Source organism: Streptomyces sp. RPT161 (assembly GCF_027533845.1).
Taxonomy (GTDB): Bacteria; Actinomycetota; Actinomycetes; order Streptomycetales; family Streptomycetaceae; genus Streptantibioticus_A; species Streptantibioticus_A silvisoli_A.
Genome location: NZ_JAPZVN010000046.1, coordinates 1 through 8802, shown reverse-complemented (window position 1 = coordinate 8802; position 8802 = coordinate 1). Strand labels below are relative to the sequence as shown.

Here is an 8802-nt window from a genome sequence, read left to right as displayed (position 1 = left end):
CTGCGCCGTTCCGCCAGCTTGGGCGGAACGGACGGCACGCCGAGTGAGACCGCCGCCATGGCTCAGCCCCGGTTTCCGGCGACGGTGTCGCGTGCGGCGCGCAGCGACTCCTTGAGCGAACCCATGGTGGCGAAGACGGCGGTGGGCTCGTAGCCGCAGTGGGCCATGCAGTTGTCACAGCGCGGGTCCTTGCCGCGGCCGTACTTGTCCCAGTCGGTCTTCTCGATCAACTCCCTGTAGGTGGGGACGTATCCGTCGCTCATCAGGTAGCAGGGGCGCTGCCAGCCGAACAGCGAGTAGTTGGGGATCGCCCAGGCGGTGCAGGGGAAGTCGGCCTTGCCCTCCAGGAAGTCGAGGAACAGCGGGCTGTGGTTGAGCCGCCACCGCTGCCGGTTGCCGCCCGCGAACGCCTTTCTGAACAGTTCCCTGGTCTGCTCGACGCCGAGGAAGTGGTCCTGGTCGGGCGCCTTCTCGTAGGCGTAGGCGGGCGAGATCATCATCTCGTCCACCTGTAGGTCGTCGTTGAGGTAGTTCAGCACCTCGACGATGGTCTGCGGGGTGTCGGTGTTGAAGAAAGTGGAGTTGGTGGTCACCCGGAAGCCTCGCCGCTTGGCCTCCTTGATCGCGGCAACGGCTTCGTCGAACACACCCTCCTTGGCCACGGACTCATCATGGCGCTCACGCAGTCCGTCGATGTGCACAGCGAAGGCGAAGTACCGGGAGGGCGTGAACTTGTCCAACTTCTTACGGAGCAACATCGCATTGGTGCACAAGAAGACGTATTTCTTTCGGGCCACCAACTGCCGCACGATCTCGTCGATCTGCGGGTGCATCAGTGGTTCGCCCCCGGCGATCGACACCATCGGCGCACCGGACTCCAGGACGGCGCCCACCGCCTGGGCGACCGGCATGCGTTGTTTGAGCACACCGGCCGGGTGCTGGATCTTGCCGCAACCCTCGCACTTGAGGTTGCACGCAAAGAGCGGTTCAAGTTCCACGATCAAGGGGAACTTCTCGCGGCGGCGGAGCATTTTCTGTTCAAAGAGGTAGGTCCCGACCCGGACGGTCTGACGGAGCGGCATGGCCATCTGGCTCACCTCCAAGGGAGCTCGGTAGAGCGGTGCCAATCAAGAAAGGCGGGAAGAATAGACCTCAACACGCGGAACGCGTTGATTCCTGTGCGAAGCGTCGCGACACGCAGGAGTTCGTACTCAGGGGTGTCCACAACGACACGGACGGCGGTCACCGGACGCGGCCCCGCGGCGTGGGCCGCGCGCTGGACGGCGGCCGACTCCATGTCGACCGCCGTCGCCCCGGCAACGCGCAACGCGAATCGCTCCGCGCCCCGGACCACATGGTCCGAGGCGGCGATCCGACCGGTGTGGACGGTGCACCCGAGCCGCCGTACGGCGGCGGCCAACGGTGCGCCGTCGGCGGTGCGGTCGTCGACGACCACGTCACCGGGTGCCACGCCGGGGGCCAGCCCGGCGCAGAAGCCGGTGGCGAGCACCGCCGCGCCACGCAGCGCCGGGTCGTCGCGCAGCGCCCGGGTCACCGCGCGTTCCGCGTTGCGCGGCCCCATGCCGGTGCGCAGCAGCGCGACCGGACCGGCCGCGCCCAAGCGGCTGCCCCGGCGCAGTGCCGCCGCCTCGACGCCCAGCGCGCAGACGACCAGCAGCGGGCCCCGGCCGAGGTCCTTACCCTCCGGCCCTCTCCGCAGGTCGGGTGGTATCGGCTCGGTTTCGGACCGGAACATCAAGCGGCCTTCCCCAGCGGGGCCTCTGCCTGCAAGGAGGGTTCGCCGTGCAGGTAGCGACCGAGCGCTGTGACCGGGAAGACCATCCGGTACAGGTGGTAGTTGATGGAGAAGTCCCATGGGAAGCCGGTGCCGGTGAAGTACGGCTCGTCCCAGGACCCGTCCGGTGCCTGGGTCTCGGCCAGCCAGCGGATGCCGCGCTCGACCGCCTTGCCGTCCCGCTCGCCCGCGGCCAGCAGCGCCATCAGCGCCCACGCGGTCTGCGACGCGGTGGAGGTGCCACGGGCGATCCAGCCGGTGTCGGCGTAGGAGCGCAGGTCCTCGCCCCAACCGCCGTCCGCGTTCTGCACGCTCTCCAGCCAGCTGACCGCCCGGCGGATCGCCGGATGCGACGTCGGAATCCCGGTGGCGACCAGTGCGGGCACCACGGAGCCCGTGCCGTAGACGTAGTTGACGCCCCAGCGGCCGAACCAGGCGCCGTTGGCCTCCTGTTCGGACAGCAGCCACTCCACACCGCGCCGGGTGCGCGGATCGTCCGTCATGCCGACGGCCGCCAGCATCTCCACCACGTGCGCGGTGACATCGGCCGACGGCGGATCGATGACCTCGCCGAAGTCGCAGAACGGCAGCAGGTTGGGCAGTCGGCTGGTGTTGTCCACGTCGAACGCGCCCCAGGCGCCGTTCCTGGACTGCATGCCCAGCACCCAGCGCGCCCCGCGCTCGATGGCGGATCGCAGCCGCGGCTGATCGGGGTGGGCGATCCGCTTGAGCGCCAGCACCACCTCCGCGCTGTCGTCGATGTCCGGGTAGTTGTCGTTGTGGAACTCGAACGCCCAGCCCCCGGCGGGGAGTTGGGGGCGGCGCACCGACCAGTCGCCGCGGCGGGTGATCTGCTCGTCCAGCATCCACCCCGCCGCCTTCACCAGCGCCGGATGGTCGGCGGGCAGCCCGGCGTCGGCCAGCGCGATGGCGGCCAGGCAGGTGTCCCACACCGGGGACTGGCAGGCCTCGATCATCCGGCTGCCGTCCTCGTGCCACACCGCGAAGCGGTCCAGGGACTCAAGCCCGGCGCGCATCACCGGGTGTTCCATGTCGTAGCCGAGCAGGTGCAGTGCGATCAGCGAGTAGACGGCGGGTGGTTGGATGCCGCCCCAGCAGCCGTCGTTCTCCTGGCGCTCGATGATCCAGCGGGCGCAGACGTTCAACGCGGTGCGGCGCAGCGGCCGCATGTTGACCTTGCGGTAGGCGTGCAGCGCCTTGTCCAGGCGGTGGAAGACGCCCTCCCAGCTGGCCAGCGGAGCCGCGGGGCGCGGCGGGTTGGGCACCTTGGGATCGGTGTGCAGTTCGTCCAGCGCGAACGGCGCGGGCCGCACCGGGCGGTGGGCGCCGACCACGGTCAGCGGCACGATGGTCTGCCGTGCCCACTGCCCGAAGGAGTAGATGTTGAGGGGGAACCACTTGGGCAGATAGATCAGCTCCGGCGGCAGCTCGGGCAGATCCTCCCACTTCCACCAGCCGAACAGGGCCAGCCAGATCCGGGTGAACACCCGGGTGCCGGCGATGCCGCCCTGGGCGCGCACCCACTGCGCGGCCTTCGCCATATGCGGTGCGCCGGGTTCGTCACCGGCCAGTCGCAGCGCGGTGTACGCCTCGACGGTGGTGGACAGTTCGCCGGGGCCGCCGTAGAACGTGGCCCAGGTGCCGTCCTCGGACTGCTGGGAGCGGATCCAGCGGGCACCCGCCTGAAGCGTCTTCTCGTCCTGGATGCCCAGGAACTGACGGAGCAGCAGGTCTTCGGCGTCCATGGTGACGTTGGTCTCCAGGGTGCCCTTCCACCATCCGTCCGGATGCTGCGCGGCGAGCAGGTAGGCGGTGGCGCGCTCCGCGGTGCGGGCCGCCGCCTCGTCCAACTCCGTTACGGGGTCGGCCGCGGACGCCGGGGTCGATGTTGTGTTGGCCGAGGTGACACGGGGTGGTAGGGATCCCGCGCTGCCGTCGGTCGTCGCTGTCATGGCTTCCCCTTCTGCACACTGCGCTGGTGGGGCTTCCACCGCACGCCTTTGCGGACGTGCGGTCGGCGACTGGGTTAAGTCGTCGGACTCTGATAAGTCGTCGGTTGCCTTGGTCATCTTTCTCGTACCACAACGAAGTCCGCGAGGGCGAAGAGGTTTTGCCGGGTTTCCTCGGGCATGGCGACACCCCGCAGCGCGTCCAGCGCCGTCGCGTGCTGACGGCGGGCTTCCTGCGACGTCCACTCGCGTCCGCCCGCCTCCTCGATCAACGCGGCGCGGTCGGCGAATTCCTCCTCGCTGAAGTCACCGATCTCCGGGTTCTTGGCGTCGGCGGCGAGGAGTTCGGCGAGCCGCTCGGCGGCGGCGCCCTTGGCGGCCAGTGCCGCGACGACCGGCAGGGACTTCTTGCGCTGCCGCAGGTCGCTCCAGGTCTGCTTGCCGGTGACGGCGGGCTCGCCCCAGATGCCCAGCAGGTCGTCCACCGCCTGGAACGCCAGGCCCAGGTGGTAGCCGTACGCCTCCAGGGCGTCGGCGGTGGCGTCGTCGGCGCCGCCGAGCACCGCGCCGATGGAGGAGGCGCAGGCCAGCAGGGCGCCGGTCTTGTTGCCCTCCATCTCCAGGCACTCCTCGACGGTGACCCGCTCGCGGTGCTCGAAGGAGATGTCCTGCGCCTGACCGTCGATCAGCTTGCGGGTGGCGGTGGTGAGCCGCTTGGTGGCGCGCCGGGCGTCGGTGGTGCCGACCTCCAGCAGGATCTCGTTGGCCAGCGCGAACAGCGCGTCGCCGACCAGGATCGCCTGCGCCGGTCCGTGCACCTTCCACACGGTGTCGCGGTGCCGGCGTTGCTCGTCGCCGTCCATCAGGTCGTCGTGCAGCAGCGAGAAGTTGTGCACCAGCTCGACGGCGACCGCCCCCGGGATCCCGACCTCGGGCGCGGCGCCCGCGGCCTCCGCGGACATCAGGGCGAGGGCGGGGCGCACCGCCTTGCCGCTGTCGCCGTCGGTGGGGCGCCCGGTGGCGTCGATCCAGCCGAAGTGGTAGGCGGCGACGGTGTTCATCGGAGGCGCGAGCCGGTCCACCGCCGCGCGGAGCACGGGGGTGGACATCGTCCGCCCGCGCTCCAGCAGCGCGGTGACGCCGTCGCGCGCCTCGGGCGCTGCGACCTGCTGCTCGTGGGCCGGGGTCACGTGTTCTCCTTGGGTCCTGTGGATGTCGTGGTGGCTCATGCGGCCGTCAACTCCCCGTCCGGGGCGGGCCTGCCCAGTTCCGTGAGCGCTTCCCTGGCGGCCCGCAGCCCGCTGCGCACGGCGCCCTCCATGGTCGCGGGCCAGCCGGTGGCGGTCCACGCGCCGGCCAGGTACAGGCCGGGCGCCTGGGTTCGGGCCTGGGGACGCAGCCTGCCGACGCCCGGGGTGGGGGCGAAGGTGGCGGTGCGCTCCCTGGTGACGAAGAAGTCCCGTACCGTCGCGCCGCGCGCGGCGGGGAGCAGCCGCTCCAGCGCGGGCAGGTACCGGTCCCGCAACTCGCTGACGGGACGGTCGATGTCGTCGTGCGCGGCCGACTGGGACAGCGCCAGATACTGCCCGCGGCTGGTCATCCCGGAGGTACCGGTCCGGTCGAAGACCCACTGGACGGGGCTGTCCAACGCGGCGAAGAAGGGCCGCTGGGTCACTGTGCGGTCGTACACGACATGGACGTTGAGGATCGGCGCGGTGCCGATGCGCAGCAGCGCGCCGGGGTCCGCCAGCGCGCCGTCCGGCAGCAGGCCGTGCGCCTCGCGCTGCGGCACCGCGAGCACCACGGTGGCGGCGGTCAGCCGCTCGGCGCGGCCGGGGCCGGTGGCCACGTCGACCTGCCAGCCGCCGTCCGCCGCGGGCCGCAGCGCGGTCACCCGGCCGCGCAGTACGGTGCGCACCCCCGCCCTTTCGAGGGCGGTGCGGGCCCGGCCGTGGTGCAGGTCGCCGAGCGGGGCGGTGGCCCAGCCGATGTCGGCGGCGCCTGGGTGGGACAGCAGGCCGGTCTTGAACACCATGGCGGCGAGCGCCAGCGAGGACTGCTCGGCGGTGGCGTTGAGGGTGGCCACGCCGACCAGGTCCCACAGCGCGGCGACGGTGCGCGGCGACTGGCCGCGGTCCCGCAGCCAGCTGCCGAAGTCCGTCTCGTCCAGCGCCGGGTCGTCCAGGTCGAGACCGCGCAGCGCCAGCGCGGCCCGGCCGACCCTGGCCCGTTCGGCGAGCGAGAGGTGCGGATAGGTGGCGAGCGAGGCGGCGAGGTGCAGCGGTACCGGCAGCGCGGCCCGGCGCAGCCGCCCGAGTCGGGCACGGCGCGCGTCCAGCACCGGCACGTCGAGCCGGTCCTGGAGGGTGACCAGGTCCTGGGCGGCGATGCGGTCGAGGAACCACTGGTACGCGGTGCAGCAGCGCAGGAAGACGTGTTGGCCGTTGTCGACCGTCAACTCCCCTGCGGCGGTGGCCCGTTGGAAGGAGAAGGCGAGTCCGCCCAGCCGCGGGCGGCCCTCCACGAGGGTGACCCGGACCCCGGAGTCGGCGAGGGTGAGCGCGGCCGTGGTCCCGGCCAGCCCGCCGCCGATCACGACCGCCTCCGGTCCCCGCGCGGCCTCGGACGCCGCGTGCTCGCTCATGCCTGCCCCCGTTCGACGCCGCCGTGTGGCGGCGTGGTGAGGGACGCGCGGCAGGCCGGCAGGGTTGGTCCCGAGCCGTCCGGGCGCGGCCGTTGCGTGGTGATCGGTGGTCCGGAACGCATCAGGCGCGCCCCCTGGCGACCTGCCGGGCGTCCAGACCGGCGAGTCCGCGCAGCGCCACGTACGCCTTCTCACGGCCGGGCAGCGAGACCCGGCCGCGCAGCACCGCCTCCGGGTCCGCGGCGATCCGCTCCAGCAGACGGCGGTAGATCCCGGCCATGGCGGCGACACAGGCACCACTGCGCCGGTCGAGCATGGGCAGCAGCCGGAAGCCCTCGTCGAACAGCGCACGGGCGCGCCGGACCTCGAAGTGCACGAGTCCGGTGAAGTCGGAGCCCTCCGGCGGCCGGGAACCCTGGAACCCGGCGGAGCAGCCGAACTTGGCGAGGTCCTCGGCGGGCAGATAGCTGCGCCCGTTGGCCGCGTCCTCGCGTACGTCCCGTAGGACGTTGGTGAGTTGGAGGGCCAGGCCGAGCGTGTTGGCGTACTCCGAGGCGTGCTCGGCGTCGCGTGCGCCGGGTACGGTGCCGAACACGCCGAGGGAGAGCCGTCCGATGGCCCCGGCGACGCAGCGGCAGTAGTCCTTCAGGTCGTCCCAGGTCTCGTAGGTCTCACCGCGTACGTCCATCAGCACGCCGTCGATGAGTTCGTCGAGCCCGCCGAGCGGCAGCGGGAAGCGGCGCGCGGCGTCGGCCAGCGCGACCGCCACCGGGTCGGTGTCGTCCTGCTCCACCTCGCCGTCCCTGATCCGGCCGAGCAGCGCTCTGGTCTCCTCCAGCCGGACCTGCTTGACGGCCGGGTCGAGGTCGCCGTCACCGATGTCGTCCACCCGGCGGGAGAACGCGTACAGCGCCGACATGGCCTGACGTTTCTCCCCGGGCAGAAGCCTGATGCCGTAGGCGAAGTTACGGGCCTGCTGCCCCGTCACGGTCTCGCAGTACCGGTACGCAGCGAGCACCGGCGCGGACGTGTGCGCGGTACCGTCCACGGTCCGGCTCACCCCTCTCGTCGCAATGTGGAGCCCACCTCGCGCAGCAGTCCGAGCTTGGTGGCCTTCGGCGGCCCCGGCAGGACGTCGTACCCGGCGGCCGCGACCGCCGCGAGCGCGGCCCGGCCCCCGGCGACAAACCCGGCGAGCAGCAGCTTCAGCCTGCCGTGGACGCTACCCACCAGCGGGGTGCCTTCATTCAACAGATCACCGGCGCGTTCCGCTTCGAATTTCACCAGCGCACGCACCTTCGCGCCGCCGGTGGGGGCGGCGAGGTCGGCCTCGGTGACGCCGAACCGCGCCATGTCCTGAGCGGGCAGGTAGACGCGGTCCCGGCGCAGGTCCTCGGCGACGTCCTGGAGGTGCTCGATGATCTGGAGGGCGGTGCACACGGCGTCGGAGCGTCGGATCCGCTCCGGGGTGGCGGTACCGGTGATGGCGAGAACCAGTCGGCCCACCGGGTTGGCGGACAGTTCGCAGTAGGCCAGCAGGTCCTGGTGGCTCTGGTAGCGGCTGACCCGCTGGTCCTGGCGGTTGGCCTCGATCAGGCCGAGGAACGGCTCGGGGGCGAGCCCGCGGCGGCGGACCGTGGGTTGCAGCGCCCGCAGCAGAGGGTGTCCCGGGGTGGCGTCGAAGACCCGGCGCAGATCGGCCTCGAAGGCGTCCAGCATGGCGAGCCGGTCGTCGGCCGCCTCGCGCGGCAGGCCGAGCCACAGCGCGTCGTCCCGGCCGGGCGGCAGGTCGCCGTCGCCGATGTCGTCGACCAGCCGGGCGTAGCCGTAGACGGCCATCAGGTCGTCGCGCCAGGCGCGCGGCAGGAAGAACGGCGCTACGGGGAAGTTCTCACGGGCGGCCTTGTCCAGCACGGCTCGGGACTGCGCGGCTCGCGACCGAACGGCCGCGTCGGCCTGTCCGGCGCCCACCCGCGCGGTCACCACTGGAAGCCCCGGGTGCGAGCGGCGGACGCGCCTCGGAGCTGGATGGTCTGCGTCGTCATGGCCGCCACATCCCCCGTTCTACACCGATCCCTAGGATCTTCCCATTTCGGACACGCCGCTCCCAATACCGCCCCTCCATTCCGGCTCCCGCCGTCCTTCGGGTCCGCCCTCCCGTATGGGGGACAGACCATCGGTATTCCGGCGCTGAGCACCGCCCCAGCGTACGCCGTACAGTGATCCGTCGTACGCGGGGGTGGTCGGCGAGAACCTCCGCGACGGTGAACAAGCCGGGGGGTGTGAATCTTCCCTTCGGCCCCACGAGTTGCCGCACATCACGCTATCGGCCTCCGCCGATGTTGTCGGCGGAGGCCGGGAAAAAGTCCATGCGGTATGCCGGTAGGGGCTAT

7 protein-coding genes are annotated in these 8802 nt (G+C 71.6%); all 7 read right to left on the bottom strand.

Translation table 11 applies throughout. From position 1 onward, the window contains the following. Window positions 1–62: 62 nt before the first annotated feature. The 7 genes from hpnH to hpnC all read right to left on the bottom strand — a co-directional run bounded on the left by hpnH (window position 63) and on the right by hpnC (window position 8380). Window positions 63–1088 carry an adenosyl-hopene transferase HpnH gene (gene hpnH / locus O5O46_RS34710; protein ID WP_269859671.1) on the bottom strand — a complete coding sequence of 342 codons (1026 nt, stop codon included), beginning with the start codon at window positions 1086–1088 and terminating at the stop codon, window positions 63–65. A gap of 5 nt (window positions 1089–1093) precedes the next feature. Beyond that, entirely contained in the window at window positions 1094–1756 is a 663-nt protein-coding gene (locus tag O5O46_RS34705) for a phosphorylase family protein (protein WP_269859670.1), read from the bottom strand. After that, complete coding sequence (gene shc, locus O5O46_RS34700; RefSeq protein ID WP_269859669.1) at window positions 1756–3768, bottom strand: squalene--hopene cyclase; 2013 nt, start codon at window positions 3766–3768, stop codon at window positions 1756–1758. The genes O5O46_RS34705 and shc overlap by 1 nt, the downstream gene beginning before the upstream one ends. Before the next feature lie 113 nt (window positions 3769–3881). Then, entirely contained in the window at window positions 3882–4955 is a 1074-nt protein-coding gene (locus tag O5O46_RS34695) for a polyprenyl synthetase family protein (RefSeq protein WP_269859668.1), read from the bottom strand. Window positions 4956–4990: 35 nt separating this feature from the next. Continuing rightward, window positions 4991–6409 (bottom strand): hydroxysqualene dehydroxylase HpnE, encoded by a 1419-nt coding sequence (gene hpnE, locus O5O46_RS34690; protein ID WP_269859667.1) that lies wholly within the window; start codon window positions 6407–6409, stop codon window positions 4991–4993. A 121-nt stretch (window positions 6410–6530) separates the two neighbouring features. Then, window positions 6531–7469, bottom strand: coding sequence for a presqualene diphosphate synthase HpnD (gene hpnD / locus O5O46_RS34685; RefSeq protein ID WP_269859666.1), 939 nt, complete (start codon window positions 7467–7469; stop codon window positions 6531–6533). Continuing rightward, the gene (gene hpnC, locus O5O46_RS34680) at window positions 7466–8380 is read right to left on the bottom strand and encodes a squalene synthase HpnC (RefSeq protein WP_333482449.1); all 915 of its coding nucleotides are present in this window, start codon (window positions 8378–8380) and stop codon (window positions 7466–7468) included. Before hpnC ends, hpnD begins: the two co-directional genes overlap by 4 nt. Between the last annotated feature and the right edge of the window lie 422 nt (window positions 8381–8802).